At 34.3% G+C, this 26,643-nt stretch carries 42 protein-coding genes; 3 read left to right on the forward strand and 39 right to left on the reverse strand.

Going from position 1 to position 26,643, the window contains the following annotated elements:
* The first annotated feature begins 109 nt into the window (after positions 1-109).
* Positions 110-616, forward strand: coding sequence for a lytic transglycosylase domain-containing protein (locus tag SYO3AOP1_RS01300; protein ID WP_281340766.1), 507 nt, complete (start codon positions 110-112; stop codon positions 614-616).
* On the opposite strand, the gene ybeY is transcribed toward SYO3AOP1_RS01300, so the two are convergent.
* Positions 600-1,058: an rRNA maturation RNase YbeY gene (gene ybeY / locus SYO3AOP1_RS01305; protein WP_012458988.1), complete on the reverse strand. Its 459-nt coding sequence runs from the start codon at positions 1,056-1,058 to the stop codon at positions 600-602. The genes SYO3AOP1_RS01300 and ybeY overlap by 17 nt on opposite strands.
* Entirely contained in the window at positions 1,033-2,019 is a 987-nt protein-coding gene (locus SYO3AOP1_RS01310) for a PhoH family protein (protein ID WP_012458989.1), read from the reverse strand. Before SYO3AOP1_RS01310 ends, ybeY begins: the two co-directional genes overlap by 26 nt.
* Positions 2,020-2,566: 547 nt before the next feature.
* Here SYO3AOP1_RS01310 and SYO3AOP1_RS01315 point away from each other — a divergent pair.
* Positions 2,567-3,244, forward strand: coding sequence for a CsgG/HfaB family protein (locus SYO3AOP1_RS01315; RefSeq protein ID WP_012458990.1), 678 nt, complete (start codon positions 2,567-2,569; stop codon positions 3,242-3,244).
* 18 nt (positions 3,245-3,262) lie between these two features.
* Here the strand turns inward: SYO3AOP1_RS01315 and SYO3AOP1_RS01320 are convergent, their stop codons facing one another.
* The 3 genes from SYO3AOP1_RS01320 to serA are packed head-to-tail and all read right to left on the reverse strand — an operon-like array spanning position 3,263 to position 6,192.
* Entirely contained in the window at positions 3,263-3,484 is a 222-nt protein-coding gene (locus tag SYO3AOP1_RS01320) for a DUF167 domain-containing protein (RefSeq protein WP_012458991.1), read from the reverse strand.
* Positions 3,481-4,590, reverse strand: coding sequence for an inositol-3-phosphate synthase (locus tag SYO3AOP1_RS01325; RefSeq protein WP_012458992.1), 1,110 nt, complete (start codon positions 4,588-4,590; stop codon positions 3,481-3,483). The genes SYO3AOP1_RS01320 and SYO3AOP1_RS01325 overlap by 4 nt, the downstream gene beginning before the upstream one ends.
* Before the next feature lie 12 nt (positions 4,591-4,602).
* Positions 4,603-6,192 (reverse strand): phosphoglycerate dehydrogenase, encoded by a 1,590-nt coding sequence (gene serA, locus SYO3AOP1_RS01330; RefSeq protein WP_012458993.1) that lies wholly within the window; start codon positions 6,190-6,192, stop codon positions 4,603-4,605.
* Between the two features lie 405 nt (positions 6,193-6,597).
* Here serA and SYO3AOP1_RS01335 point away from each other — a divergent pair, with 405 nt between their 5' ends.
* Positions 6,598-7,521, forward strand: coding sequence for a TIGR01212 family radical SAM protein (locus SYO3AOP1_RS01335; protein ID WP_012458994.1), 924 nt, complete (start codon positions 6,598-6,600; stop codon positions 7,519-7,521).
* Positions 7,522-7,809: 288 nt separating this feature from the next.
* Here the strand turns inward: SYO3AOP1_RS01335 and SYO3AOP1_RS01340 are convergent, their stop codons facing one another.
* The 34 genes from SYO3AOP1_RS01340 to fusA form a co-directional block, all read right to left on the reverse strand.
* On the reverse strand, positions 7,810-8,079 hold the full coding sequence (locus SYO3AOP1_RS01340) for a YggT family protein (protein ID WP_281340767.1): 270 nt from the start codon (positions 8,077-8,079) through the stop codon (positions 7,810-7,812).
* Positions 8,080-8,109: 30 nt separating this feature from the next.
* Entirely contained in the window at positions 8,110-8,475 is a 366-nt protein-coding gene (rplQ, locus tag SYO3AOP1_RS01345; RefSeq protein WP_012458996.1) for a 50S ribosomal protein L17, read from the reverse strand.
* 18 nt (positions 8,476-8,493) lie between these two features.
* Complete coding sequence (locus SYO3AOP1_RS01350) at positions 8,494-9,468, reverse strand: DNA-directed RNA polymerase subunit alpha (RefSeq protein WP_012458997.1); 975 nt, start codon at positions 9,466-9,468, stop codon at positions 8,494-8,496.
* Positions 9,469-9,563: 95 nt separating this feature from the next.
* Positions 9,564-10,178 carry a 30S ribosomal protein S4 gene (gene rpsD, locus SYO3AOP1_RS01355; protein WP_012458998.1) on the reverse strand — a complete coding sequence of 205 codons (615 nt, stop codon included), beginning with the start codon at positions 10,176-10,178 and terminating at the stop codon, positions 9,564-9,566.
* Between the two features lie 3 nt (positions 10,179-10,181).
* Complete coding sequence (gene rpsK / locus SYO3AOP1_RS01360; protein ID WP_012458999.1) at positions 10,182-10,571, reverse strand: 30S ribosomal protein S11; 390 nt, start codon at positions 10,569-10,571, stop codon at positions 10,182-10,184.
* A gap of 23 nt (positions 10,572-10,594) precedes the next feature.
* Positions 10,595-10,945, reverse strand: coding sequence for a 30S ribosomal protein S13 (rpsM, locus tag SYO3AOP1_RS01365; RefSeq protein ID WP_012459000.1), 351 nt, complete (start codon positions 10,943-10,945; stop codon positions 10,595-10,597).
* A 15-nt stretch (positions 10,946-10,960) separates the two neighbouring features.
* The gene (gene rpmJ, locus SYO3AOP1_RS01370) at positions 10,961-11,074 is read right to left on the reverse strand and encodes a 50S ribosomal protein L36 (protein WP_012459001.1); all 114 of its coding nucleotides are present in this window, start codon (positions 11,072-11,074) and stop codon (positions 10,961-10,963) included.
* 16 nt (positions 11,075-11,090) lie between these two features.
* Positions 11,091-11,327 carry a translation initiation factor IF-1 gene (infA, locus tag SYO3AOP1_RS01375; protein ID WP_012459002.1) on the reverse strand — a complete coding sequence of 79 codons (237 nt, stop codon included), beginning with the start codon at positions 11,325-11,327 and terminating at the stop codon, positions 11,091-11,093.
* Positions 11,328-11,342: 15 nt separating this feature from the next.
* The gene (map, locus tag SYO3AOP1_RS01380) at positions 11,343-12,092 is read right to left on the reverse strand and encodes a type I methionyl aminopeptidase (RefSeq protein WP_012459003.1); all 750 of its coding nucleotides are present in this window, start codon (positions 12,090-12,092) and stop codon (positions 11,343-11,345) included.
* A gap of 12 nt (positions 12,093-12,104) precedes the next feature.
* Positions 12,105-12,740 (reverse strand): adenylate kinase, encoded by a 636-nt coding sequence (locus SYO3AOP1_RS01385; RefSeq protein ID WP_012459004.1) that lies wholly within the window; start codon positions 12,738-12,740, stop codon positions 12,105-12,107.
* Between the two features lie 3 nt (positions 12,741-12,743).
* Positions 12,744-14,036 (reverse strand): preprotein translocase subunit SecY, encoded by a 1,293-nt coding sequence (secY, locus tag SYO3AOP1_RS01390; RefSeq protein WP_012459005.1) that lies wholly within the window; start codon positions 14,034-14,036, stop codon positions 12,744-12,746.
* The gene (rplO, locus tag SYO3AOP1_RS01395; RefSeq protein WP_012459006.1) at positions 14,033-14,491 is read right to left on the reverse strand and encodes a 50S ribosomal protein L15; all 459 of its coding nucleotides are present in this window, start codon (positions 14,489-14,491) and stop codon (positions 14,033-14,035) included. Before rplO ends, secY begins: the two co-directional genes overlap by 4 nt.
* Complete coding sequence (gene rpmD / locus SYO3AOP1_RS01400) at positions 14,491-14,670, reverse strand: 50S ribosomal protein L30 (RefSeq protein WP_012459007.1); 180 nt, start codon at positions 14,668-14,670, stop codon at positions 14,491-14,493. Before rpmD ends, rplO begins: the two co-directional genes overlap by 1 nt.
* Positions 14,667-15,251 carry a 30S ribosomal protein S5 gene (gene rpsE, locus SYO3AOP1_RS01405; protein ID WP_012459008.1) on the reverse strand — a complete coding sequence of 195 codons (585 nt, stop codon included), beginning with the start codon at positions 15,249-15,251 and terminating at the stop codon, positions 14,667-14,669. The genes rpmD and rpsE overlap by 4 nt, the downstream gene beginning before the upstream one ends.
* Before the next feature lie 11 nt (positions 15,252-15,262).
* Positions 15,263-15,634 carry a 50S ribosomal protein L18 gene (gene rplR, locus SYO3AOP1_RS01410; protein WP_012459009.1) on the reverse strand — a complete coding sequence of 124 codons (372 nt, stop codon included), beginning with the start codon at positions 15,632-15,634 and terminating at the stop codon, positions 15,263-15,265.
* A gap of 16 nt (positions 15,635-15,650) precedes the next feature.
* Positions 15,651-16,196 carry a 50S ribosomal protein L6 gene (gene rplF, locus SYO3AOP1_RS01415; protein WP_012459010.1) on the reverse strand — a complete coding sequence of 182 codons (546 nt, stop codon included), beginning with the start codon at positions 16,194-16,196 and terminating at the stop codon, positions 15,651-15,653.
* 19 nt (positions 16,197-16,215) lie between these two features.
* Entirely contained in the window at positions 16,216-16,626 is a 411-nt protein-coding gene (gene rpsH, locus SYO3AOP1_RS01420) for a 30S ribosomal protein S8 (RefSeq protein WP_012459011.1), read from the reverse strand.
* 12 nt (positions 16,627-16,638) lie between these two features.
* Positions 16,639-16,827, reverse strand: coding sequence for a type Z 30S ribosomal protein S14 (locus tag SYO3AOP1_RS01425; protein ID WP_012459012.1), 189 nt, complete (start codon positions 16,825-16,827; stop codon positions 16,639-16,641).
* Between the two features lie 17 nt (positions 16,828-16,844).
* Positions 16,845-17,408 carry a 50S ribosomal protein L5 gene (gene rplE, locus SYO3AOP1_RS01430; RefSeq protein ID WP_012459013.1) on the reverse strand — a complete coding sequence of 188 codons (564 nt, stop codon included), beginning with the start codon at positions 17,406-17,408 and terminating at the stop codon, positions 16,845-16,847.
* Positions 17,409-17,411: 3 nt separating this feature from the next.
* A complete protein-coding gene (rplX, locus tag SYO3AOP1_RS01435; protein WP_012459014.1) occupies positions 17,412-17,771 on the reverse strand; it encodes a 50S ribosomal protein L24 in 360 nt (119 codons plus the stop codon).
* A gap of 2 nt (positions 17,772-17,773) precedes the next feature.
* Positions 17,774-18,142 (reverse strand): 50S ribosomal protein L14, encoded by a 369-nt coding sequence (gene rplN, locus SYO3AOP1_RS01440; protein WP_012459015.1) that lies wholly within the window; start codon positions 18,140-18,142, stop codon positions 17,774-17,776.
* A 73-nt stretch (positions 18,143-18,215) separates the two neighbouring features.
* Complete coding sequence (gene rpsQ, locus SYO3AOP1_RS01445; RefSeq protein ID WP_012459016.1) at positions 18,216-18,488, reverse strand: 30S ribosomal protein S17; 273 nt, start codon at positions 18,486-18,488, stop codon at positions 18,216-18,218.
* A 10-nt stretch (positions 18,489-18,498) separates the two neighbouring features.
* Positions 18,499-18,702: a 50S ribosomal protein L29 gene (gene rpmC, locus SYO3AOP1_RS01450; RefSeq protein WP_012459017.1), complete on the reverse strand. Its 204-nt coding sequence runs from the start codon at positions 18,700-18,702 to the stop codon at positions 18,499-18,501.
* Positions 18,703-18,713: 11 nt separating this feature from the next.
* Positions 18,714-19,130 carry a 50S ribosomal protein L16 gene (gene rplP, locus SYO3AOP1_RS01455; RefSeq protein ID WP_012459018.1) on the reverse strand — a complete coding sequence of 139 codons (417 nt, stop codon included), beginning with the start codon at positions 19,128-19,130 and terminating at the stop codon, positions 18,714-18,716.
* 25 nt (positions 19,131-19,155) lie between these two features.
* Positions 19,156-19,839 (reverse strand): 30S ribosomal protein S3, encoded by a 684-nt coding sequence (gene rpsC / locus SYO3AOP1_RS01460; protein WP_012459019.1) that lies wholly within the window; start codon positions 19,837-19,839, stop codon positions 19,156-19,158.
* Positions 19,839-20,189 carry a 50S ribosomal protein L22 gene (gene rplV / locus SYO3AOP1_RS01465; protein WP_012459020.1) on the reverse strand — a complete coding sequence of 117 codons (351 nt, stop codon included), beginning with the start codon at positions 20,187-20,189 and terminating at the stop codon, positions 19,839-19,841. The genes rpsC and rplV overlap by 1 nt, the downstream gene beginning before the upstream one ends.
* A 13-nt stretch (positions 20,190-20,202) precedes the next feature.
* Positions 20,203-20,502, reverse strand: coding sequence for a 30S ribosomal protein S19 (gene rpsS / locus SYO3AOP1_RS01470; RefSeq protein WP_012459021.1), 300 nt, complete (start codon positions 20,500-20,502; stop codon positions 20,203-20,205).
* 2 nt (positions 20,503-20,504) lie between these two features.
* Entirely contained in the window at positions 20,505-21,329 is an 825-nt protein-coding gene (rplB, locus tag SYO3AOP1_RS01475; protein ID WP_012459022.1) for a 50S ribosomal protein L2, read from the reverse strand.
* 11 nt (positions 21,330-21,340) lie between these two features.
* On the reverse strand, positions 21,341-21,634 hold the full coding sequence (gene rplW / locus SYO3AOP1_RS01480; protein ID WP_012459023.1) for a 50S ribosomal protein L23: 294 nt from the start codon (positions 21,632-21,634) through the stop codon (positions 21,341-21,343).
* Positions 21,631-22,257, reverse strand: a complete 627-nt coding sequence (gene rplD / locus SYO3AOP1_RS01485; protein ID WP_012459024.1) for a 50S ribosomal protein L4 — start codon at positions 22,255-22,257, stop codon at positions 21,631-21,633. Before rplD ends, rplW begins: the two co-directional genes overlap by 4 nt.
* Before the next feature lie 23 nt (positions 22,258-22,280).
* On the reverse strand, positions 22,281-22,961 hold the full coding sequence (gene rplC / locus SYO3AOP1_RS01490) for a 50S ribosomal protein L3 (RefSeq protein ID WP_012459025.1): 681 nt from the start codon (positions 22,959-22,961) through the stop codon (positions 22,281-22,283).
* Positions 22,962-22,975: 14 nt separating this feature from the next.
* On the reverse strand, positions 22,976-23,284 hold the full coding sequence (gene rpsJ / locus SYO3AOP1_RS01495) for a 30S ribosomal protein S10 (protein ID WP_007546165.1): 309 nt from the start codon (positions 23,282-23,284) through the stop codon (positions 22,976-22,978).
* 16 nt (positions 23,285-23,300) lie between these two features.
* Positions 23,301-24,491 (reverse strand): elongation factor Tu, encoded by a 1,191-nt coding sequence (tuf, locus tag SYO3AOP1_RS01500; protein WP_012459026.1) that lies wholly within the window; start codon positions 24,489-24,491, stop codon positions 23,301-23,303.
* A gap of 23 nt (positions 24,492-24,514) precedes the next feature.
* On the reverse strand, positions 24,515-26,596 hold the full coding sequence (fusA, locus tag SYO3AOP1_RS01505; RefSeq protein ID WP_012459027.1) for an elongation factor G: 2,082 nt from the start codon (positions 26,594-26,596) through the stop codon (positions 24,515-24,517).
* Between the last annotated feature and the right edge of the window lie 47 nt (positions 26,597-26,643).

Consider the following 26,643-nt stretch of genomic DNA (forward strand, 5'->3'; position numbering starts at 1 on the left):
TTTATGGCAGAAAATATTTTATCATAATTAGTTTTTCCGATATGTCAATAAAGTTATTTCGCATTTCTATGCTAAAATATTTTTCAAAACAACCGAAATTATAAATAAAATGGATAAGATGATGAGAAAAATATTAATAACTCTACTTTTAACAATAGGAATTTCTTTTGCTGAAGTGCCTTATCAAGAATGTTTTGTTAAAGCGGCTGCTCAATATGATATACCTTATCAGCTTCTTGTAGCAATAGCAAAGGTTGAGTCAGGATTTAGACCATGGGTTATAAATATTAATCAAAATGGAATGTCTGTTAAAGTAATAAATCCTAAGTCTGTGGAAGAGGCAGCTATATATCTTCAGTATTTACATGACAATGGATACAATTATGATGTTGGTGTAGGTCAGATTAATGCAAGAAATATCAAAAGACTAGGCTTAAGACCGCAACAGTTGTTAGACCCTTGTTCTAATATATTGGTTTCAGCTTATATTTTAAAAGAAAATGTTTTGAGATACGGGCTTACATGGGATGCAATATGGCGTTATAACGGTAGAAAAGATTACGCTTATAAAGTATATAACGCTTTAATTTCTATGGGTGCTATAGCTCGCAGGTAAGTTTGTCAAAAATTTTATCTTGCAAATCAAACATTATTTTTGCATCTTCTTCGTTTGTTTCATGGTCATAGCCAAGTAAATGTAAAATTCCATGAACCAATAATCTCAAAACTTCTTCTCTAAGAGTAAGCCCTATTTCTTCTGCTTGAGCTTTTGCGTAAGGAAGGGAGATGATAACATCTCCCAAAAGTCTATATTTATATCCAATTGTTTCATCTTGTGGAAAGGATAGAACATCTGTAGGCTTGTCTTTTCCTCTCCATTCTTTATTTATTTCTCTTATTCTTTCATTATCTGTCAATGTGATGCTTATTTCAACATTATTAAGATTAAGCTCTGATAAAATTTTTTCAGTAATATCTTTTAAAAATTTCTTTGTTATTTCTTTGCTATAAACTTCTTTGTTGATTAAAATTCTATTCTTTTGAGTTTTGTTCTTCATATCTACTATAAGCCTCTATTATTCTTTGTACTATTGGATGTCTGACAACATCTTTTTCAGAAAATTTAACAAACCCAATCCCTTTGACATCTTGTAAAACATTTATAGCTTCTACTAAACCAGATTGGGCTGTTTTTGGTAGGTCTATTTGAGTAATATCTCCCGTGATAACAGCTTTTGAGCCAAAACCAATTCTTGTGAGGAGCATTTTCATCTGTTCTTTTGTTGTATTTTGTGCTTCATCAAGAATGATAAAAGCATCGTTTAAAGTCCTTCCTCTCATGAATGCAAGGGGTGCAACTTCTATAACTTTTTTTTCTATCATATCAGCCACTTTCTCCGGGTCTACCATATCGTAAAGTGCATCATACAATGGTCTTAGATACGGGTCTACTTTCTCTTCTAAGGAGCCGGGTAAAAATCCGAGCTTTTCTCCTGCTTCTACTGCTGGTCTTGTAAGAATTATTCTATTTACTTTATTTTGTTTTAAATAAGAGACTGCTACAGCCATTGCAAGGTATGTTTTACCTGTTCCAGCTGGACCAATTCCAAATGTTATATCATTTTGTTTTATAGTTTCTACGTAAAGCTTTTGAGTTGGGGTTTTAGCCATTATTGGCTTTCTTTTATGAGAAAATAGGATAGTATCAGTAAAATCTTCTTCTTTTGGAGCTTTTAGGCTTTCTTTTTCAAGTTTAAAGCCAATGGCAAGATTTCTAATATCAGAAGGCATTAAAACGTGTCCAACTTCAAAATAAGAAGACACTTTTTCCATAAATTCTTCAAATCTGTCTAAATTTTCTTCTTTTCCTGATGCTATGATTGACGTTCCTCTTGCAAAGATTTTTAATCCAAAGATTTCTTCAAAGAATCTGAGATTTTCATCCTTTGTTCCTACAACGTTAAAAAATGCTTCCGCCGGGATTTGAACTTCTAATTTTAAAATCCTTTTTACCTCCAATCTAAAATTTTGTGTTTAATTTATGCAAGTTTTTATAGTTTGCCATACATATACGTCGGGTTAAAAATTCAATAAAAGTTGGAGATTCTTCGCTTCGCTCAGAATGACAGACAAGGATGTCCTTCCTCTAATCTTATCAATCAACCTTTTCCTGTCATCCTGAAGACTTTAGTCTAAAGGATCTCCTTATCCAAATTTTGTAAAAATCCATGCTTTCTCACCAAAAGCATTTTAACATATTTTTTATTTGTTCAGGATAGCAAAAATAAAACTTCCAAATAAAAAGTGATTTTGAGCAAGCGAGTAATCCCAGAATAAAACTTTTTCAAATCTATACTTCCAATACTTCTTTTCACTAATACAATATGTCAGAAAATGGAAAATTTTTCGTTTATAGTATTAGAAAAAATTTGCAGGAGGGTTTCTTATGAAAAAAATCTTCTTATCAGCTTTAGCAGTTGCTACAGTCTCTAGCTTTGCATTTGCAGGAGATGAAACGAAAGTACAGTAAAACAAGCTACCTATCGTAAAATGCTCTCAGCCTGTAATGACCGTTGCTTTAGGTTCTGTTGATTGCAAAGCTCAAGCTTGTGAAGCTCCAGCTGACCCTAAACAAAACATGCTTGCAGCTATTTTTGGTGGAAGTGCTAATGTGCAAGGAATTGGAAAAGGACTTGGGAACATGTTAATTACCGCCCTTAAAGAAAGTGGATGTTTTAAAGTTATTGACTTAGACCAATTCGAACAAGTCAAGAAAAAATTAGAAGCAACAGGACAAAAAGTTCAACCTCCAAAAATTGATAAGTTTATAAACTTAACTATTACTCAAATTGCTTTATCAAGAAGCTCTGGTGCATTAGGTGGTGGTCTTATACCCATAATTGGTGCAATTAAAAAAGATACCCAATCTGCAGAAGTTGGCATAGATGTAGCTTTAATGGACCCTGTTACATTAGAGATTAGTGAAGCTAAAAGCTTTAAAGCTAACTCTGAAAAAACATCATGGGGACTCTTTGGTGCTGGTGGAGTTGGTGGCTTCGGTGGTGGCGGTGGATGGAGCTGGTCGAATAATTTAGCATTGGATACTGTTGCAAGAGAGGTTATTGTTGAAGCTACAAACTATTTAGCAGAAACCTATGCTAAAGATAAAATCATAGAAAGACCAGTTATAGCTAAAGAAAACGAAAAAAAGGATGAAAAAAAGGAAGAGAATAAAACTTGGTAATACATCAAAAGGAGGTAGTTACTCTCCTACCTCCACCTCTTTTTCTCTACTTGTTTGACCTTTAACTATCTTTATTTTACTTTTTGGAACATCGAAAAAATCAGATAAAAGCTCAACAACTTTTTCGTTTGCCTTTCCTTTCTCCGGTATTGTAGTTGTTCTTACTTCATAAAGATTTTCATCTATCTTTTTAACTTCGTTTTTACTTGTACCCGGCTTAACTTTTACCTTTATTCTCACCTTTCTCTAATTCCTGCTATAAATTCTTCAACCATCTGTCTTGCTTGATAGTCTTTATACTGGATTGGTGGATGTTTCATCGTATATGCAGAAATAGAATATAACGGACCACCTATTCCTCTGTCTTGAGCAAGTTTAGCACATCTTATAGCATCTATTGCAACCCCTGCACTGTTAGGTGAGTCTTCAACTTCCAATCTAAGTTCAATGTTCATAGGAACATCACCAAATAATCTTCCTTCTATTCTGATAAAAGCAAGTTTTTTATCTTTTAGCCATGGTACATAATCACTTGGTCCAATATGAACGTTTCTTGAGTCTATGCCGTAAGGTATTAAAGATGTAACAGCTTCTGTTTTAGATTTTTTCTTAGTCTCTAATCTACTTCTTTCAAGCATATTTAAAAAGTCAGTATTGCCACCAACGTTTAATTGATATGTTCTATCTACTTTAACGCCTCTTTCTAATAAAAGCTGAGTAAGAACTCTGTGAGTTATTGTTGCTCCAACTTGTGATTTAATGTCATCTCCGATTACCGGTATGCCTGCTTCTTCAAATTTTTTAGCCCATTCATCGTCAGATACTATGAAAGTTGGCATACAGTTTATGAATGAAACACCCGCTTCTAAGCATGCTTGAGCATAAAATCTTGCTGCCTTTTCAGCTCCAACTGGCACATAGTTAACTAAAACATCTGCTTTTGATTCTATCAATACTTTCACAACTGTTTCTAAACTATCTTCTTTTGCATCTGCTAAGACAAAAGCATTTTCTGGTGGGTAGTTTTTCATATGTTCTGGATAGCCGTCAAGGACTTTACCCATTCTGACTTTAACGCCCATATATGGAACATCATTTTTAAAAATTGTCGTACAGTTTGGTTGTGCAAAAATTGCCTGACTTACATCAAAACCTACTTTTCTGGCATCTATATCCCATGCTGCCACTATTTCTATGTCCCAAGGTTTATATCCGCCTATCTCTTCATGCATTATTCCGCTTGCTTCTAAATTTTGCTTATCTTTGTAATAATAAATTCCTTGAATCAAAGCACTTGCACAGTTTCCAACCCCGGCAATAGCTACTCTAATTTTCTTATCAGACAATTTATCGCCTCCTTATAATATAACTTGTTTTGCTTTTATAATTTCTGGTATTTGATGAATTTCCTCTAAAACTTCTTCATTTAATCTATCGTCAAGCTGAAGAGCTCCAAGAGCTATTTTACCCTTTTCTAATCTTCCAAGTCTAAATCCTGCTATGTTTACATTATGTTTTGCAAGCAATGTCCCAAGTTTTCCGATTACACCAGGAACGTCTTTATTTTCAAACATTAAAATCACACCTTGTGGTTCAATATCTATCCAGTAGTTATCAACCATCATGATTCTTGGGAATTTGTCATAAAGAGCAGTTCCACCGACAGACACTTCTTTATCTTTAGACCTTGCAGTAACTTTTATAAACTCTTTAAAGTTAAGCCCTGCCTCTCTTGTAGATTTGACGATATTAACCCCTCTTTCTTTTGCTATGAAAGGTGCATTAATTATATTAACAGGTGTATCTAAAATTGGCGATAAAAAGCCTTTTAAGAAAAATGCTGTTATCGGTTCTATATGCTGTTTTATACTTCCTCTAACTTCTATGTTTATTTCTGTAAAATGTCCTCCTGCATACTGAGTTAAAAAGCTTCCAAGCTTTTCTGCTAGTTCAAGATATGCTTTTATGTTTTCAAATCCTTCTGTTATTGTAAATGGTGCATTTACTGCCACCTCAACAAACTGACCTTTTAAAGCAGCTATAACATACTGAGCTATTTTAATTGCCACGTTATCTTGTGATTCATAAGTATTTGCTCCAATGTGTGGAGATAGGCTAATATTTGGAAATTCAAATAATCTTCTGATTCTTTCATCCGGTGGCTCTTTTGAGAATACATCAAGTCCAAGCCCGGCTATTTTGCCTTCTTGAATTGCATCATACAAAGCATCTTCATCAACGATCCCGCCTCTTGCACAGTTTATGAAATAAACACCTTTCTTCATAAGGTCAAATTCTTTTTTTCCTATCATATTTCTTGTTTCTTCTGTTAATGGGCAATGAAGAGTAATAATATCAGATATCTTTATAAGCTCATGTAAATCGTCTATTATCTCAACACCGAGCCTATCACCTTTTTCTTTTGGAATGTATGGGTCATAAGCTATAACCTTTGCTCCTGCTGCTTTACATCTGATAGCAACTTGAGAACCAACATTACCAAGACCAATTATTCCAACCACCTTTCCGTCTAACTCTTCACCCATAAACTTTGACCTTTTCCACTCACCAGCCTTTACAGAGTCATGAGCTAAATGCAGCTTTCTTAAGACTGCATATAGATGCGCCATTGTGATTTCAGCAGCACCGATCGTATTAGCCCCCGGAGTATTTACAACTAAAATACCTCTTCTAGAAGCTTCTTCTAAATCTACGTTATCAACGCCTACTCCAGCCCTACCTATTACCTTTAATTTTTCTGCTCTTTCTAAAAGTTCTTTTGTAACCGGCGTTCTACTTCTTGTGATAATCGCATCATAATCTTTAATTATTTCAAGCAATTCATTAAATTTAATCTCTGGTTGATAATCAAGGTCTATTTCTTCATCGTTGCTTAATATTTCCAATCCTTTTGGAGATATATCATCAGTGACCAAGACTTTATACATAAAACAAAATCCTCCTGCGAATTTTTTAAAGTATTATTATAACTCAAATCATTGATTATATGTTAAAATAAACATTGTTTAAAACACGGCAGTTGATTATTATATTTATCAAAAATACCTTGGATGAGAAATTAGAAATTTTTATTAAACTTAAGAAGGAGATCCTTCGGACTAAAGTCCTCAGGATGACAGTCAAAGGTTGAATAGTAAGCAATAGAAAAAGGGTAATCTTATTTGTCATTCTGCAGCCGTGCGAAGAATCTCCTACTTTTATTGATTTCTCACTCGACGTATTTTTAAATTTATATCTATATTTTTTTTAAATAGAATGAGGTTATACATTGTTTAAATAAGGTGGCAGACTATATTAAATTAACAAAAATCTCTCTACAAGGACGGTAAAAAATGTATTACAGAAAGTTTAATGATTATCTTAAAGAAAAATACGGTGGAAGAATTCAGAAAATAGCAATAGATGCAGGTTTTACATGTCCAAACAGAGACGGGTCTAAAGCATCGGGTGGATGTACATTTTGTAATAATGAATCTTTTAGCCCGTATGCTATGACAAAACAAACTGTAAAAGATCAGATAGAAAAAAGCATGGAATTTTATAAGAATAAATTTAAAAACACAAAAGGTTTTCTTGCATACTTTCAGGCATTTACAAATACTTATGCACCAGTTGAAAAGCTTAGAGAAGTTTATGACCAGGCAATGAGTTATCCAGAAATAATCGGAATGTCTATCGGAACAAGACCAGACTGTGTACCGGAGGAAGTTCTTGATCTGATAGCTTCTTACACCATTGAAAAACCTGAAATATGGGTAGAGTATGGTCTGCAAACAGCCCATTATAAAACACTAAAAAAAATAAACAGAGCTCATGGAGTTTCTGAATTTGTTGATGCAGTTTTAAGAACTAAAAAAAGGTCTTCAATAAAAATCTGCGTCCATGTTATTCTTGGACTTCCTGGTGAAGACTATGATGATATGATGGAAACAGCAAAGCTTATTGCGGCACTGCCAATAGATGGCATAAAAATCCATCCACTTCATATAGTAAAACATACTGCGATGGAAAAGCAGTATCACAGAGGAGAAATAAAAGAGCTTGATATGAAAGAATATGCAAAATTAGCCGTTGATTTCTTATTATACCTGCCAAAAGATATAATAGTCCATAGGATAACAGGAGAAGCTACGGAAGATGAACTTGTAGCTCCATATTGGTGTTCTCCAAAATATAAAATGGAAGTTTTAAAAGCTATAGAAGAAGAGTTTCAAAGAAGAGAAAGATTGGAAAAGTTGAGTTTAAAAGTTGTTTAAGAAGTGAGAAAGTGAGAAAGTGAGAGGTAAATTTAAGAAATTTTTCGCCGGCTACAGAATGACAAATAAAGCAATTGTTAACATACTTTCGCTTTCTCTGTCATCCTGAGGCCGTAAGGCCGAAGGATCTCCTCTTTTAAAAGTGAGGAAAAAGGAGATTCTTCGCTTACGCTCAGAATGACGATCAAGAGACTGGTTAATTTTAGACTTGGTTGAAACTTGGAACACCCTAATTTTAAAAAGTTGTTTAAGAAGTGAGAAAGTGATTAATAAATTATAAAAGCCTGGTTATCTTAAACTCATACCAAAATTATAAATAATTGGGACTAAAAACTTTTGAAGAAAAATAATAATTAGAATCACAATAAAAGGAGCAAAATCTACGTTATAAATAACTGTTGGAATATATCTTTTGATTAATCTAAAAATCGGTTCGGTTGCATTTCTTAGAAATTTTACGATTGGATTATAAGGGTCTGGATTTACAAAGGATATTAAGGTGGCAATTATGACAATCCACTTATAGAGTTCAAGGGCAATGTCCAAAACTTCAGACATTGCCACAAAAAATTGAGATATGATAAACATTTAGCTTGGATATTCTACAAACTCAATTAGAGCCTTTTCTCCACCATCGCCAATTCTTCTGTTTTCTAATTTATAAATTCTTGTATATCCACCATTTCTCTCTTTAAATAATGGTGCTATTTCAGTGTACAGCTTCTTTGCAACTTTTTGGTCTTTTAATCTTTGAGCTACCAACCTTTTTGAATGGATAGTGTCTTCTTTAGCCAAAGTTACAAGCTTTTCAACAAAAGACCTTAAGGCTTTCGCTTTTGGAAGAGTTGTTTCTACCTTGCCATTTAGTATTAAACTTTTAGCAAGATTTATAAATAAAGCTTCTCTCTGTTCTTTTTTTCTATGAAAACTTTTCGTTTTTACTCTATGACGCATTTTTAAGCCTCCTTTTTATTAAGATGTTAATTTTGATGGGGCTAATTCTAATCCCATTTCTGCTAAAGCATCTTTGATCTCTTTTAAAGATTTTCTACCAATGCTTTTAGCTTCTCTTAAATCTTCTTCAGACAATCTCACTAAATCACCAATTGTGTTTATTCCCAGCTTTCTAAGAGTATTTATAGCCCTTGAAGAAATTTCAAGTTCATCTATAGATAAAGAAAGTTTATCTTCTTCAATTTTTATTTCTTCAGATTTTGGAGCTACGGTTTTCTTAATTACTTGAACTTTTTTAACAGTTGGTTTTTGTAAAATATTAAAATGATCAATAAGAATATTTGATGCCTTTGTTAATGCTTCATCCGGTGTAATTGTCCCGTCTGTTTCAATTTCCAAAATTAATTTATCATAATCTGTTTTATCTCCAACCCTTGTAGGTTCTACATTAAACGCGACCTTTCTAATTGGAGAGAAAGCTGTATCTATAATTATCCAACCTATTTCTGAAATAGGTTCTAATTCTTCGACTGTTTTATAACCAATGCCTCTTTCTACTCTAAATTCCATTTGCAACTTCGTCGGTTCAGAGATTGTACAGATATGCACATCCGGTGTAACTAACTCTATTCCTGCTGGAAATTTTATATCTTTTGCATATACTTTACCTACATTTTCTGCTTCTAATATAGCAAAATCTCTTTCTATATTCTCATCTATTTTCAATCTTATTTGTTTTAAATTTAATACTATTTCAACTACATCTTCTAGTACACCTTTAATTGTTGTAAATTCATGAGGAACACCCATTATCTTAACAGCCGTAATTGCTCCTCCGGGCAATGAAGAGAGTAAAACTCTTCTTAAGGCATTACCAATAGTTATACCAAATCCTCTTTCTAATGGTTCAACATAAAGCTTTCCGTATGTATCTGTTTTAGTTGCTTCATCCCAGTAAATTTTTGTTGGCATTACAAAATCTAATAATGACATTTTAACTCCATATTAAACCGGTGTACCGGTACCGGGCTATTTATTTACCGCCCATTTTAACCCCTATACCCGGCAGGCGGTTTTGGGGAATATCATTACATCGAGTAGTACTCAATGATATACTGAACGTTAACTGGAATTTCTAATTCAATTTCCTCTGGAATTTCAACAACCTTTCCTCTAAAATTGTCTTTATCGATCTCCAACCATCTTGGAACAGAACGAGGATCTCTACTCTCTAAATTTTCTTTAAAAACTTCTAATTTTTTGCTTTTTTCTCTAACTTCAATAATATCGCCTTTATCAAGTTCATAAGATGGGATGTCTACTTTTTTTCCGTTTACTAAGAAGTGGCCATGTTTTACCAATTGTCTTGCCTGAAGCCTTGTTTTTGCAAAACCAAGTCTGTATACAACGTTATCAAGCCTTCTTTCAAGTAATTGTAATAATACTGTACCAGTATTTCCAGCCGCTTTAGATGCTCTCTCAAAATATCTTTTGAATTGTCCTTCTCTAATTCCGCCGTATAAAAATCTTAATTTTTGTTTTTCTTGCAATCTAACTCCATAGTCTGAAAGCTTCTTTCTTCCTTGAGTTCTACCATGTTGACCTGGTGGAAAATTTCTCTTTTGAAAAGATTCTATATCACCGCCAACAAAAACTCCTAATCTTCTACTAACTTTTGTTAATGGCCCAATATATCTACCCATAAATTAAACCCTCCTTTTACTTGTTGGACGACATCCATTGTGAGGTATAGGCGTAACATCTCTAATCGCTTTAATTGTAAGTCCCATTGCAGCCAATGTTCTTATAGCTGGTTCTCTACCCGCACCTGGACCTTTAACCCATACTTCAACTTCTTTTAATCCATATTCATCCATAGCTTTTTTTGCTGCTTTTTGAGCCGCAAGCTGAGCGGCATATGGAGTACTCTTTCTTGTTCCCTTAAAACCTTCTGTACCACCTGTTGCCCATGTTAAAGCATTTCCTTCTTTATCAGTAATAGTTACAATTGTATTGTTAAATGTAGATTGAATATGAGCAATCCCAGATGTTACTGTTCTTTTTACTTTTTTAACAGTTCTTCTTTTTTTCGCCATTTTATGCACCTCTTTTTATTAAATTACTTCTTTCTTTTTCCTCTTCTTGTTTTTGCATTAGTTTTTGTTCTTTGACCTCTAACAGGGAGACCTAATCTATGTCTAATCCCTCTATAGCAACCCATATCGACAAGCCTTTTAATTGCAAGAGATACTTCCCTTCTAAGGTCACCTTCAACTTTATAATTTTGTTCTATAAATCTTCTAATTGTATTTAATTCGTCTGGAGTTAATTCCCCAACTCTTTTCATTCCATCAATTCCAGTCTTTTCCAAGATTTCCTTAGCTCTTGTCTTACCTATTCCATAAATGTAAGTTAAGGCGATTTCTAACCTTTTTCTATCTGGTAAATCTACACCTGCTATACGTGCCATACTGAATTAGCCTCCTTAACCTTGTTTTTGCTTATGCTTTGGATTTTCACAGATAACCATAACTCTACCGTTTCTTCTTATAATCCTGCATTTTTCACATCTTGGTTTAACAGATGCTTTAATTTTCATAATTATTCCTCCTTCTTTAAACTCTAAATATAATTCTTCCTCTGGTTAAATCATAAGGTGACAGCTCAACTTTAACTTTATCACCTGGAAGTATTTTTATGAAGTGCATTCTCATCTTACCTGAAACATGGGCTAATATTTCATGCCCTGTTTCTAATTGGACTTTAAACATAGCATTAGGTAAGGCCTCTAAAACAGTACCTTCTAAAACTATTCCTTTTTCCTTTTCTTGAGCTTCTTTTTTCTTTCCCATTTCTATTTCATCCTTTTAAATTTTTGATAAAACATATGGTCCATTTTCTGTAATTGCTACGCTATGTTCAAAATGGGCAGCATGGGTTTTATCAGTTGTAACTATCGTCCAATTATCCTTTAATTTTCTGATTTTCCCTTTGCCTAAGTAAGCCATCGGTTCAATGGCTAAAACCATTCCCGGTTTCAATTCAATATTTTCTGCATTTGTCAAGCAATTTGTGACATGAGGCTCTTCATGTGGCTTTCTACCTATACCATGCCCGCCATAAGTACAAACAGGTGTTAATTTATAACTTTTTAACGTTTCTTCTATAACTCTTGCTATATCCTTTAAATTATTACCCGGATAACAAAGTTCAATAGCTTTATCCAATGCTAATTTGACACCTTCTATTAACCTTTGTTTTCTATCACTGATTTCTCCAACTGCCACCGTTATAGCAGCATCACCATACCAACCATCGTATTCTACGCCAAAATCAAGACTTACCAAATCGCCTTCTTTTATGATTTTATCCTTCCTTGGAATACCGTGTACAACTTCCTCATTTATTGAAACACATAATGAAGCTGGAAAACCGTATAAACCTAAAAAAGCAGGTCTGACATTTCGTTTTTTACATTCATTGAAAGCAATTTCATCAAGCTCAGCAGCACTAACTCCAGGCTTTACATATTCAGTTAATAAATTTAAAATTTCTGCTACGTGTATGTTGGCAATCCTTAACTTCTCAATTTCTTCTTTAGTTTTTAATTCTATCATTTGAACCAAATATTATATCATAGATGCAATTTTATTGTAAATATTTTTTGGGTTATCTGTTGCATCTATTTCTACTATCTTATTTTTATAATATTCAATCAATGGTTTTGTTTGTTGATGGTAAACTTCCAATCGCTTTCTTATAACCTCTTCTTTATCATCATCTCTTTGTATCAATCTGGCTCCACACTTATCACATATTTCATCAGTCTTTGGAGGATTGTAAATCATATGATAAACTGCTCCACAAGACGGACAAACTCTTCTCCCTGCGAGTCTTTTTACTACTTCATCATCTTCGATTTTAAAGAGAATAACAGCATCAACGTTTTTATTTAGATGGGATAACAAATTATCTAAGCTTTCAGCCTGTGGAATTGTTCTTGGAAAGCCATCAAAAATTATATTTTTATCCGCATATTCTTGTAATTTTTCCTTGATTAAAGAGATAATAAGGTCGTCTGGAACAAGTTTTCCTTCGTCCATATATTGTTTTGCTAATTTACCTAATTCTGTTTGATTTTTTACTGCTTCTCTTAATAAATCTCCCGTTGAAATTTGAATAAAGCCATTTCTTTCTTTTAATAATTGTGATTGTGTTCCTTTGCCAGCTCCCGGTGGTCCAAGAAAGATAATTATTTTAGACATTTCCTAACCTCTCTTTAAAAATCCTTCATACTTTTTCATGGCTAAATAAGCTTCAATTTGATGAATTGTATCAAGGGCAACAACTACTACGATTAAAGCTGATGTACCGCCAAAATAGAATGGAACATTTAAGAGTTTAATTAGTATCATTGGTAATACCGCTATAACAGCTAAGAAAATTGACCCTGCAAAAACAAGCCTTGTTAATACATAATTTAAATATTCAACCGTTTGAGTTCCTGCTCTAACACCAGGTATAAATGCACCGCTTTTTCTCAAGTTATCTGCAATATCTACAGGATTAATTAAAATTGCAGTATAAAAATATGCAAAAAAGATAATTAGTCCAACGTATAAAGCAAAATAAACATAACTTTGTGGAGATAAATAATCAACGATAATACGTGCTATTTCACTATGTCCTGCAAAAAATTGAGCTATTGTTGCTGGGAACATTAAAATTGCAACGGCAAAAATAATTGGAATCACACCAGATGGATTAAGTTTAAATGGAAGGTAAGATGCAGATTGATTTGTAATTGATATAGACCTTCTTGCATGGTGTATAGGAATTCTTCTTTCTGCTTCTTGAATATAAACAATACCAGCTACAACCAATACTATTATCAATATAGCTAACAAAAGTGTCAATATTGAAAGTTCGCCAACTTTTAAAAGCTCATATGTTTTTAAAATAGCAGGAATTATGCCAGCAACTATACCTGCCAAAATAATCATTGAAATACCGTTTCCAATACCAAATTCAGTAATTTTCTCGCCAATCCACATTAAAAATACCGTCCCTGTTGTAACTATAACGGTTGTAAGAATTACAAACCAAAAAGGAGATATAGAAATTAGAGATGCTCCAGCCTCAGTTTTAAGATTAGATAACCATATAGATAAACCTAAGGATTGAAAGCCCGCAATTGCAATTGTTAAATATCTTGTGTATTGAGAAATCTTCCATCTACCATAGTCACCTTCTTCTTTCTGAAGGCGTTCTAAGGATGGAATGACAGCAGTTAAAAGCTGCATGATGATTGATGCAGAAATGTATGGCATTACTCCAAGGGCAAAAATGGAGAATCTTCCTAAGGCTCCACCTGAGAATAAATTGTAAATGTTAAAAAGTGCTCCACCTGAAGAGTTAAAATAATGAAGTAAAGTTTCGGAATTAATACCGGGGACTGGAATATGAGTCCCCAATCTGTAAACAGAGAGCATAATTAAGGTAAAAAGAATTTTATTTCTTAATTCTTTTATTTGGAGTATGTTGATTATTTTTTCTATCAAGTTGTCTCCGCTGTTATTTTTTCAGCTATTCCGCCAACTGATTTGATTTTCTCTTCAGCTGAAGCTGAAAAAGCGTGGGCTTTAACAGTTAATTTTTTGGTTAACTGACCATCACCAAGGATTTTTACACATTCTCCTTTTTTCACCAATCCTTTTTCTTTTAAGGTTTGAGGATTAACTTCTTCATTTTCATTAAATTTATTTTCAAGAGCTTTTAAATTAACGATTTCGTATTCTATCTTCGAAGGATTTTTGAATCCTCTTTTTGGAATTCTCATTATAAATGGAGTTTGTCCACCTTCAAATCTTGCTGGAAGCTTAGAATCGCCAGACCTTGATGTCTGTCCTTTTTGACCTTTCGTTGAAGTCTTACCATGTCCTGATCCGATTCCCCTGCCTACTCTTTTCTTTTTATGAGTTGCACCTTCGTTAGGTTTTAATTCATGTAATCTCATTATTCAACTTCCTCCACTTTAACTAAGTGTCTTACTTTATCTAAATTGCCAAGTACCGCAGGATTTTTTTCTAAAATTCTTTCTTCATAAATCTTCTTTAATCCAAGAGATCTTAATGCTTGTTTTTGTTTTTGATCTTTACCAGCCAATCCTTTAATTAATTTCACTTTTATTTTCATCTTACAGGCACTCCTCCTGCATATATTCTATATACAGATTTTATTTTTTCTTCTTCTAATCCTCTTACTTTTGCAACTTCTTCTGGAGATTTGAGCTTTAAAAGTGCGTCAAACGTTGCTCTAACTACAGCATTAGGATTTGTAGTTCTTCCAACGATTTTTGCTAAAACGTCGGTAACTCCCAAGAGCTCTAATACTGGTCTCATTGGTCCACCTGCAACCACACCAGTACCTCTCCTTGCAGGTTTTAATAAAACCACTGCTGAGTCATACTCTCCATAAACATCGTGCGGAACAGTACCCTCAATTAAAGCAACTTTAATAATTCTTTTTTTCGCATCTGCTATAGCTTTTGCGATAGATGGCGGAACCTCTCTTGCTTTACCATGTCCAAATCCAACATGACCATTTCTATCGCCTACTATAGCAAGTGTGCTGAATGAAAAACGTCTTCCACCTTCCATAACACGAGTGGTTCTTCTGATTTCAACAACTTTTTCTTCTAAGTTAAGTATATCTGGATTTATTGGATTTTCTTTAATTCTTTGCTCAATCAATCTTTCTATATTTCTTACACCCATCACTCTCTCCTTTAAAAGTTTAATCCAGCTTCTCTTGCTGCATCAGCAAAGGCTTTAACTTTTCCGTGATATAAGAAGCCTCCTCTATCAAAAACAACATTCTGTATGCCTTTTGCAATAGCTTTTTCAGCTAAAAACTGACCTAATTTTTTAGCATCTTCCATAGATTTTCCGCCTCTTTTTCCATACTTAGCAACATAATCTCTATCAATAGTTGATGCTGATAAAAGAGTTTCACCTGTTTCGTCATTTATTATTTGTGCATAAATAGCATTCAAACTTCTATAAAAAGCCAATCTTGGTCTTTCAGCCGTTCCAAAGATTTTTTTTCTTATTCTTTTATGTCTAATTACCCTTGATTCATTTCTACTTTTTACTGCCATCTTTTACGCTCCTTGATTATTTTTTACCGACAGTTTTACCAGCTTTTAGCTTAATCACTTCACCTTTATACCTTATGCCTTTTCCTTTGTATGGGTCTGGTTCTCTAAATGACCTAATTTCTGCAGCAACTTGACCAACTCTTTGTTTGTCAATACCACTAACTTTAATGTTAGTATTCCCTTCTACGGTTATTTGTACATCTTTTGGAATTGGATAAATTACAGGATGGGAATAACCTAAGGTTAATTCTAAGTTATTTCCTTTTACAGCTGCTCTATAACCAATACCAACAATTTCAAGCTCTTCTGTAAAACCTTCTGTTACACCTTTGACCATATTGTTTAAGAGTGCTCTTGTAGTTCCATGAACTGCTCGTGAAAATGGGTCTTCAGATTTTCTTTCAATTATGATTTGATTTTCATTTTTTGTGATTGAGATACTTGGATGAAATTTATAAGAGAGCTGCCCCTTTGGACCTTTCACGCTAACAGTATTGTCCGGAGCGATTGAAACCTCAACTCCCTTAGGTATATCTATCGGTTTTTTTCCAATTCTTGACATTTATTGCCTCCTTATTTTATTACCAGACATAACATATGATTTCGCCGCCAAGTCTTTGCTTTCTTGCTTCTGAGTCTGTCATTATACCTTTGTTTGTCGTAAGAATAGCGATGCCAAGTCCTTTTTGAACATATGGCATTTCATCGACGGATACGTATTTTCTCAAACCAGGTTTTGAAACTCTTTGAATTTTAGAAATTGCAGGTTTAGTATTTCTTCTTCCTAAGTATTTTAATTTTATTATGAGGGTTCCTTGATTACCTTTTTTATTTTCCTCAGATACAACATAATCTTCTATATACCCTTCTCTTTTTAAAATTTCTGATAATTGTTCTTTGATTTTAGAAGTTGGAACACTTACCTCATCTTTTCTTGCTTTAATTGCATTATTTATTCTTGCAATCATATCAGCGATTGGGTCTGTTATCATATTTCTATCCTCCTACCAGCTTGCTTTTCTTACCCCAGGTATTTCACCCCTGAGTGCTTTTTCTCTAAAACATATTCTACACATTCCAAATTGTCTAATATAACCTCTTGGTCTTCCGCATAATGGGCATCTTGATTTATTTCTTGTTGAATATTTTGGTTTTTTTATAAAAGATTTTACTAATAAACATTTACGAGCCATTTAATTTTCCTCCTAAATTATACTGACCTGATTGGTAAACCTATTAAAGACAACAACCAAAGGGCTTCTTCGTCAGTTTTTGCAGTTGTTTCAATAATTATGTCCATTCCTCTGATTTTATCAACTTTATCATAATCAATCTCAGGGAAGATAATTTGTTCAGATAAACCAAATGAGTAATTACCTCTACCGTCAAATGATTTTGGATTAAGGCCTCTAAAGTCTCTTACCCTTGGAAGAGCTACAGAAATTAACTTCTCAAGAAAGTCCCACATTCTATCTTTTCTTAATGTTACTTTAGCACCAATTGGATGCCCTTTTCTTAATTTAAAAGCAGCTTCTGATTTTTTAGCCCTTGTGATTACAGGTTTTTGACCTGCAATAGCTGTAAGGTCTTCCACCGCTCTATCTAATAATTTAATATCTTCTGTCGCTTTTCCAATACCCATATTGACAACTACTTTTTTGATTTTTGGAACTTGCATTGGGCTTTTATAACCGAATCTTTCCATAAGTTTCTTCACAACTTCTTGCTCATATTTAGTTTGAAGTCTTGGTTTATACCCTACTACTGCAGCCATTTACTATACCTCTTTTTTAATTTTTTCCCATACTTTATCTATAATTTCGCCGGACTTTTTATTTATTCTTACTTTTGAAATTTTATTTCCTTCTACTACATACTTTATTCCAACCTTTACAGGTCTTTTTGATTTTTCATCGTAATATGCAACATTTGAAATATCTATTGGCTTTTCAATTTCAACAATTCCACCTTCTCTAACTCCTTGTATAGGTCTTAAATGCTTTTTAACAACATTTACACCTTCTACTACAACTTTAACTTTTCCATCTTTTCTAATAATTTGTTTTATTTTGCTAACTTTCCCTTTATCTTTTCCAGTTAAAACTATTACAGGGTCGCCTTTTTTAAGCTTTATCATTATTAAATTACCTCCGGAGCAAGGGATACGATTCTATAAAATCCTTTTGACCTTAATTCTCTACATACAGGTCCAAGTATACGTGTTCCTATTGGTTCAAGCTGGTTATTTAAAAGCACGACTGCGTTATCATCCGCCTTTACATAACTACCATCAGGACGAGCTACTTCTTTTTTTGTTCTAACAACTACAGCTTTATAAACTTTCCCCTTTTTTGCGGTTCCGCTTGGGATAGCAGACTTAACAGTAACGGTGATTACATCTCCTACGGTAGCATGCATTTTTTTTGCACCGCCGGGGATACCTATACACTGTACCAATTTAGCTCCTGAATTATCTGCAGTATTTAAATATGTTCCTCTCTGTATCATAACTGCCGCTCCTTTTTACCTTTTTTAGAAAGACAAACTAATATTATACTACTTTTTATTTCTTAAATCAATATTATTTTTTCGCACTCTGAATAATTTCAACAACAACCCATCTCTTTAACTTTGACAACGGACGAGATTCTCTTATTCTTACAATGTCGCCTTCATTACATTTATTTTCTTCATCATGGGCATAAAACTTTTTTGTTTTCTTAACTTGTTTTCCATAAAGTGGGTGTGGAAATTTTCTTTCAACAGCAACGACCACGGTCTTATCCATTTTATTGCTAACAACCTTTCCTACAAATTCTTTAACTCTTTTTTTAGTTTCATTACCTACTGTCATTTTTCACCTCTTAACCATTTGTTTTGTTTAATTCTCTTTCTCTTAGAATAGTTAAAATTCTTGCAATATCTTTTTTAGTTTGATTGATTTCCGCAGTATTGCTGATAGAACCAATTTTATTTTGGAATCTTAAATTAAATAGTTTCTTTTTTAATTCCAATATTTTTTCTTTTAACTCTTCGTTTGATAATTTTCTTAATTCTGATGCCTTCATGCTATTCACCTCTACTCAACACTTTTTACTAATCTTGTTTTAATTGGAAGTTTGTGACCTGCTTTTCTAAATGCTTCTGCTGCAACCTCTTCAGGAACACCGGCAAGTTCAAAAAGGATATGACCAGGTTTTACGATTGCTTCGTAGTGGTCTAAATCACCTTTTCCTTTACCCATACGAGTTTCAGCAGGTTTTTTAGTAACAGGCTTGTGTGGAAATACTCTGATCCAAACTTTAGCACCTTTTTTTGCTTCTCTTACGATGGCAATTCTGGCAGCTTCTATTTGTCTTGATGTTAATCTTCCCGGTTCTAACGCTTGTAATCCATATTCGCCAAAATCAACTTGATTTCTTCTTGTAGCCTTCCCTTTTGTTCTACCTTTTTGAGGTTTTCTCCATTTAACTTTTCTTGGTTGAAGTAAAGACATATTTTAAACCTCCTTGATTTCTAAATTAAGTTGTGTGAAGTTCTTCTTCTACTCTGCTAAGAACTTCTTCCGCTTTTCCTTCTAATTTATCGCCTTTATATATCCATACTTTAATTCCAAGGATACCGTATTTTGTAGAAGCTCTGGCTGTTCCATAGTCAATATCTGCTTTTAAAGTTTGGAGTGGCATTCTTCCAGCCATAAACCACTCTTTTCTTGCTAAATCCACACCGCCTATTCTTCCACCAACTTGTGTTTTAATTCCTTTTGCACCAGCTTTTAAAGCAGAATCTATAGCCTTTTTCATTGCTCTTCTGTGAGTTACCCTTCTTTCTAATTGAAGAGCGATATCTTCAGCAACTAATTTGGCGTCTAATTCTGGTTTTTTCACTTCATCAACGTTTACAATTACTTCTTTTGTAGATGTTAATTTTTTGATTATTTCATTTAATTTCTCAACTTCAGCACCCTTAGCACCTATAACGATACCTGGTCTTGCAGCCATGATTTTAACTCTCATTCTATCCCCAAGCCTTTCTATCAATACAGAAGAGATTCCAGCTTGTTTGTATCTTTCTTCAATAAACTTTCTTATTTTTATATCTTCATGGAGAGTTTGAGTATACTTTTTCTTTTCAGAGTACCATTTTGATTTCCAGTCTTGTGTTATACCTAATCTAAATCCTGTTGGATGTACTTTTTGACCCATTACTTATCCTCCTGCTGCTTTTCAGCCAAGTATACATATATATGACTAAATCTTCTTCTAATCATTGTTGCTCTTCCATGTGCTTTTGGAGTATATCTTTTTAACATTGGTCCTTCTTCTGCATGGATTTTAGAGATATAAAGGTTGTCAATGTCCATTCCTTTAAACTCGGCGTTTGCTATCGCACTTTTCAAAACTTTTTCAACTATTCTTGCCGACTTTTTAGGAATTTGAGATAAGATAGCCAAAGCCGTTGCAATATCTTTTCCTCTGATAAGGTTTATTACCTGTCTTGCCTTATAAGGTGAAAGGTGAGCGTATCTTAAAATTGCTCTTGCGGTATTCTCCATTTTTTACTCCTCTCTACTTTTTCTTTACAACTTTTGCTGATTTGTCTGGGTGCCCTCTAAATGTTCTTGTTAAAGAGAACTCGCCAAGTTTGTGTCCAACCATTTCTGGCTGGATGTAAACTGGTATAAATTTTTGTCCATTATAAACAGCAATTGTATGTCCAACCATTTCTTGTGTAATAGTGCAAGATCTATCCCATACTTTTATAATTTTTCTTTCACCTGTTTCATTCATTTTTATAATTTTTTTAAGTATTTTTTCATTTACATAAGGATTTTTATTTCTTTCGTTCCACTTTCCTTTATAACCCATTGTTATTTACCTCTACGCTTTATTATGAATTTATCAGAGTATTTTGCACCTCTCCTTGTTTTGTATCCCTTAGTTGGTAATCCCCAAGGAGAAACTGGATGCTTACCAAAAGTTCTACCTTCACCACCACCGTGTGGGTGGTCTGCTGGGTTCATTGCAGTACCTCTAACAGTAGGTCTAATTCCAAGCCATCTTGACCTTCCAGCTTTACCAAGCTCTAAAAGTTCATGCTCAGCAAGACCAACTGCTCCAATCGTAGCCATGCACTTTTTATAAACCAATCTTAGCTCCCCGGATGGCAATCTTATTTGTACATAATCGCCTTCTCTTCCAAGTATTTGAGCAGACATTCCAGCGGCTCTAACAAGCTGGCCACCTTTACCCGGTGTTAATTCAATGTTATGAACAAGTGTACCAACCGGTATGTTTTCAAGAGGTAGTGCATTGCCGACTTTAATCTCTGCATCCGGTCCAGCCATTATATAATCACCCACTTTTAATCCTTCTGGCCAGATGATGTATCTTTTTTCACCATCTAAGTAGTGTAAAAGAGCGATTCTTGCACTTCTGTTTGGGTCATACTCAATCGCCGCAACTTTTGCAGGAATTCCCCATTTGTCTCTTTTGAAATCTATAATTCTGTATAGTCTTTTATGACCGCCACCTCTGTGTCTTACAGTGATTCTACCTTGATTATTTCTTCCTGCATGCTTTTTAAGTGGCTCAACTAATGATTTTTCCGGTTCTGATTTTGTAATTTCAGCAAAATCATATAGGATTGCATGTCTTGTTCCATTTGTTACTGGTTTTAATTTTCTAACACCCATTTTTTATCACCTCATACTAATTCAGCTATATTGATTGGTTTTTCAGACTCTACTTTTACAATAGCTTTTTTCCATGCTTTCTTGTATCCAGAGGACCTAAAGCCAAATCTTTTTGGCTTTGGTTTAACTATCAGAGTTCTTACTTCTTTAACTTTTACGTTAAAAATCTTTTCTACCGCTTCTTTGATTTCTGTTTTACTTGCGTTCATGTCAACTTCAAAAGTTAAAGTGTTCTTTTTTTCATTGTCTTTTACAGCTTTTTCTGTAAGAACAGGTCTAATTATAATGTCATAGATGGTTTTCATTGTGCTAACCTCTCTTGAATCTTTTCTAATGCAGACTTAAATATAATTACTTTATCATTGTTTAAAACATCGTAAGAGTTTATACCTTCTGCAAGTAATATTTTTACTTTTGGAATGTTTCTAAAGGATTTAATGACATTTTCTAATTTTTCTGGTAAAACCAATAAAACTTTTGAATTTTCTAAACCAAAACTTTTTAATACTTCTATAGCATTTTTCGTTTTAGGTGCTTCAAAGTTAAAGTCATCTACAACTATTAATTCGTTGTTATTTAACTTGTAAGTAAGAACGCCCTTTAATACTTTTCTTCTTACTTTCTTGGGCAGAGCAAAATAATAATCCCTTGGATGTGGTCCGTGAGCAACTCCGCCACCTACAAAGATATTTGCTTTTATATCACCATGTCTTGCTCTACCAGTTCCTTTTTGTGGGTAAATTTTTCTGTTTGACCCTGCAACTTCAGCTCTTGTCTTTGTGCTTGCTGTCCCTGCTCTTTTAGATGCAAGATGCCATTTAATTACTTCCCAAACTGTACCTTGGTTTACTTCTGTTTTAAATATATCTTCTTTTAAATTTATTTTTCCAATAACTTCGTTTTTATTATTAACTACATTAAATTCCATCTAATTCACCTCTTTCGTAGAGTTTAAGCATACATTGCTTTTGATTTTGCTAATTTTAATTTTCCTTTTCTTCTATCAGCTATTACACTTTGTTTTAAGAATACTGTTGAGTTTGGAGCACCAGGTACAGACCCTTTTACTAATATTACATTTTTTTCTGGAATTATATCAACAACTTCAAGGCCAAGTACTGTTACTGTTTCATTACCGTAATGACCCGCCATTCTCTTTGTCTTCCAAACTCTACCTGGCTCTGTTCTACAACCGATAGAACCTACAGCTCTGTGATATCTATGACCATGAGATTTAGGAAATCCTGCAAAGTCCCATCTTTTCATTACAGAGGTAAAACCTCTACCTTTTGATTTGCCTGTGATATCTACTAAATCACCTTTTTCAAAAACATTTTCGATCCTAATTTCTTGTCCAGGCTCTACGGTTTCTCCATCTTTTAAAGGAAATTCCTTAATAACTTTTGCAGGTTTTATGTTAGCTTTTTTGAAAATTGCAAGTAATGGCTTTGGAATATTTTTTTCTTTTCTTTCTCCAAAGGTAAGAGCAACTGCATTATACCCATCCTTTTCCTGGGTTCTTGTATAAGCCACATAGCAAGGTCCAGCTTGTATAACTGTTACAGGAATTGCCTTTCCATTAACAAAAACTTTCGTCATTCCTATTTTTTTTCCAATTATGCCTTTTGGCATTGCCATCTCTCCTTTTAACTTAGTTTGATTTCAACTTCAACACCAGCTGGAAGGCTTATGTCCATTAAAGCCTCTATAGTTTGAGGTGTTGCATTTTCAATTTCTATAAGTCTTTTATGAATTCTCATCTCAAAATGTTCTCTGGATTGTTCAAACTTGTGTGGCGATCTGTGTACACACCAAACTCTTCTTCTTGTAGGCAAAGGGATAGGACCCTTTACGAGTCCTCCACCTCTTTTAACAGTATCAACAATTTGTTTTACAGATTGATCTAAAACTTTATGGTCAAAAGCTTTTAACTTTATTCTGATTTTCTCCTGCATCTTCTATTCCTCGCGATTATTCAATTATTTTAGTAACAACACCAGCACCTACTGTTCTTCCACCTTCTCTTATCGCAAATCTCATTTGCTCTTCCATAGCTACTGGTACCATTAACTCTACTGTTAACTCTACGTTATCTCCTGGCATTACCATCTCTTGCCCTTCTGGTAATTCTACTACTGTTCCTGTTATGTCTGCTGTTCTGATGTAAAACTGTGGTCTGTATCCTAAGAAGAATGGTGTATGTCTTCCACCTTCTTCTTTGCTTAATACGTATACTTGTGCTTTGAATTTCTTGTGTGGTGTGATTGTTCCCGGTTTTGCTAATACTTGTCCTCTTTCTACTTCGTCTTTTGTGATTCCTCTTAATAGTACTCCTACGTTGTCTCCTGCTATTGCTTCATCTAATTGTTTTCTGAACATCTCGATTCCTGTTACTACTGTCTTCTTCTTCTCTTCCGATAGTCCTACTATCTCTACTTCGTCACCTACTTTTAATGTTCCTCTTTCTACTCTTCCTGTTACTACCGTTCCTCTTCCTGTTATTGTGAATACGTCTTCTACTGCCATTAGGAATGGTTTGTCTGTTTCTCTTGGAGGTGTTGGTATGTATTCATCCATTGCTTTTAATAGCTCTTCTACTGATGCAAACCATTTTGGGTCATCGTTTAATGCTCCAAGTGCTGACCCTCTTATTACAGGCACTTCATCTCCTGGAAAGTCATATTTACTTAGTAGTTCTCTTACTTCCATTTCTACTAAGTCTATTAGTTCTGGGTCGTCTACCATGTCGCATTTGTTTAAGAATACTACGATGTATGGTACGTTAACCTGTCTTGCAAGGAGTACGTGTTCTCTTGTTTGTGGCATTGGTCCGTCTGCTGCTGATACTACAAGGATTGCTCCATCCATTTGCGCTGCACCGGTGATCATGTTCTTGATGTAGTCTGCGTGTCCTGGGCAGTCTACGTGTGCATAGTGTCTTTTTTCTGTCTCATATTCTACGTGTGTGATATTGATTGTAATTCCTCTTTCTCTTTCTTCTGGAGCTTTGTCTATGTCTCCATATCCAACAAATTTTGCTAATCCTTTTTTGCTTTGTACGTATGTGATTGCTGCTGTTAATGTTGTTTTTCCGTGGTCAACGTGCCCTATTGTTCCTACGTTTAGGTGCTCTTTTCCTCTTACAAATTTCTCTTTTGCCATTTATTTTTACCTCCTAAATATTTTTAAGCGTTAGCTTTACTTCTTTGTCCTGCAACTTGTTCAGCAATATGTCTTGGAACTTCTTCATATCTTTCAAATGTCATTACAAACGTCGCTCTACCTTGTGTAATAGACCTTAAATCTGTAGCATATCCAAACATTTCTGCCAATGGAACTTCAGCTTTAATAGTTACAGTATTCCCTCTTTTTTCCATTCCGAGGATTCTTCCTCTTCTTCTGTTAAGGTCACCCATTACATCACCCATGTATTCTTCAGGTGTATCTACTTCGACGTGCATGATAGGCTCAAGCAATACTGGGTCTGCTTTTTTCATAGCATCTCTAAATGCCATAGAACCAGCTATTTTGAACGCTATTTCAGATGAGTCAACTTCGTGGAAAGAACCGTCAAAAAGTGTAGCTTTTACGTTTATAACAGGATAGCCTGCTACGACACCTTGGTTCATTGCTTCTCTAATACCTTCATCTACAGCTGGGATAAATTCTTTTGGTATCACACCACCAACGATTTTATCTACAAACTCATATTCTTTTTCTTGATTTGGTTCTATATCTATCCAAACGTGACCGTATTGACCTCTACCACCAGACTGTCTTATAAATTTACCTTCTGCCGTTGCTTTTTTCTTGATAGTTTCTTTGTATGCAACCTGTGGTTTACCTACGTTAACTTCAAGTTTGTGTTCTCTTTTCATTCTATCTATTATGATTTCAAGGTGTAATTCACCCATTCCGTGGATTAATGTTTGGTTTGTTTCTGGGTCTACAGAAACTTTAAATGTTGGGTCCTCTTTCATAAATTTATTTAAAACTTGAGATAACTTTTCTTGGTCTGATTTTGTTTTTGGTTCTATAGCCATCGCAATAACCGGCTCTGGAAATTCCATTTTTTCAAGAACAATAGGTGCTTTTTCATCACAAAGCGTATCACCAGTGGTTGCATCTACACCAACAGCAGCTGCGATATCTCCAGCATAAACTTCTGAAATCTCTTCTCTTTGGTTAGCATGCATTCTTAAGATTCTACCAATTCTTTCCTTTTTACCTTTGTTTGAAACATAAACAGTTTGACCAGCTTTTACTGAACCGGAGTAAACTCTAAAGTAAGTTAGCTGTCCTGCATAAGGGTCTGCCATAACTTTAAATGCTAATGCACAGAAAGGTTCATCATCTGATGCATGTCTTGCCTCTTCTTCGCCGGTATTTGGATTAGCTCCTTTTACAGGAGGAACATCTACAGGAGAAGGTAAGAAATCTATTACTGCATCTAACATTGGTTGAATACCTTTATTTTTAAACGCCGTTCCACAAAGCATTGGAACAAGCTTTCTTTCTATTGTTGCTTTTCTTAATGCTTTCTTTAAGTCTTCAGCCGGTATTTCTTCTCCGGCAAAGTACTTTTCCATTAAAGATTCATCTGTTTCTACGATAGCTTCAATCATTTTTTCACGCCATTCTTGTGCTAAGTCTATAAGCTCTGCTGGAATTTCTTTCTCTTCAAATTTAGCACCAAGCTCATCACCTTCCCAAATGATAGCTTTCATATTAAAAAGGTCTACAACACCTTTAAAGTTATCTTCAGCACCAATTGGTACTTGGATAGGGACAGGGTTTGTTCCAAGCTTTTTCTTCATATCTTCGTAAACGCCAAAAAAGTTTGCACCAACTCTATCCATTTTATTAACAAATGCTATTCTTGGAACTCCAAATCTATCAGCCCATCGCCAGTTTGCCTCTGACTGTGGTTGAACGCCTTCAACCGAAGCAAAAACGAAAACGATACCATCAAGAGCTTTCATAGACCTAACAACTTCAACACCAAAGTCAACGTGCCCTGGAGTGTCAATTATGTTTAATTGGTATCCCTTCCAGTATGCAGCTGTTGTTGCTGATGTAATTGTAATACCTCTTTCTTTTTCTTGTTCCATCCAGTCCATGGTAGCAGCGCCTTCATGGACTTCACCGATTTTGTAAGTTTTTCCGGTGTAAAATAATATTCTTTCTGTTGTTGTTGTTTTTCCAGCGTCAATATGGGCAACTATTCCTATATTTCTTAATTTTTCAATTGGTACTTGCCTTGGCATTTTTTATTTTCCTCCAACATTCTGATTTAATTTAATTCTAATTTTGA

The organism is Sulfurihydrogenibium sp. YO3AOP1 (assembly GCF_000020325.1).
Lineage (GTDB): Bacteria > Aquificota > Aquificia > Aquificales > Hydrogenothermaceae > Sulfurihydrogenibium.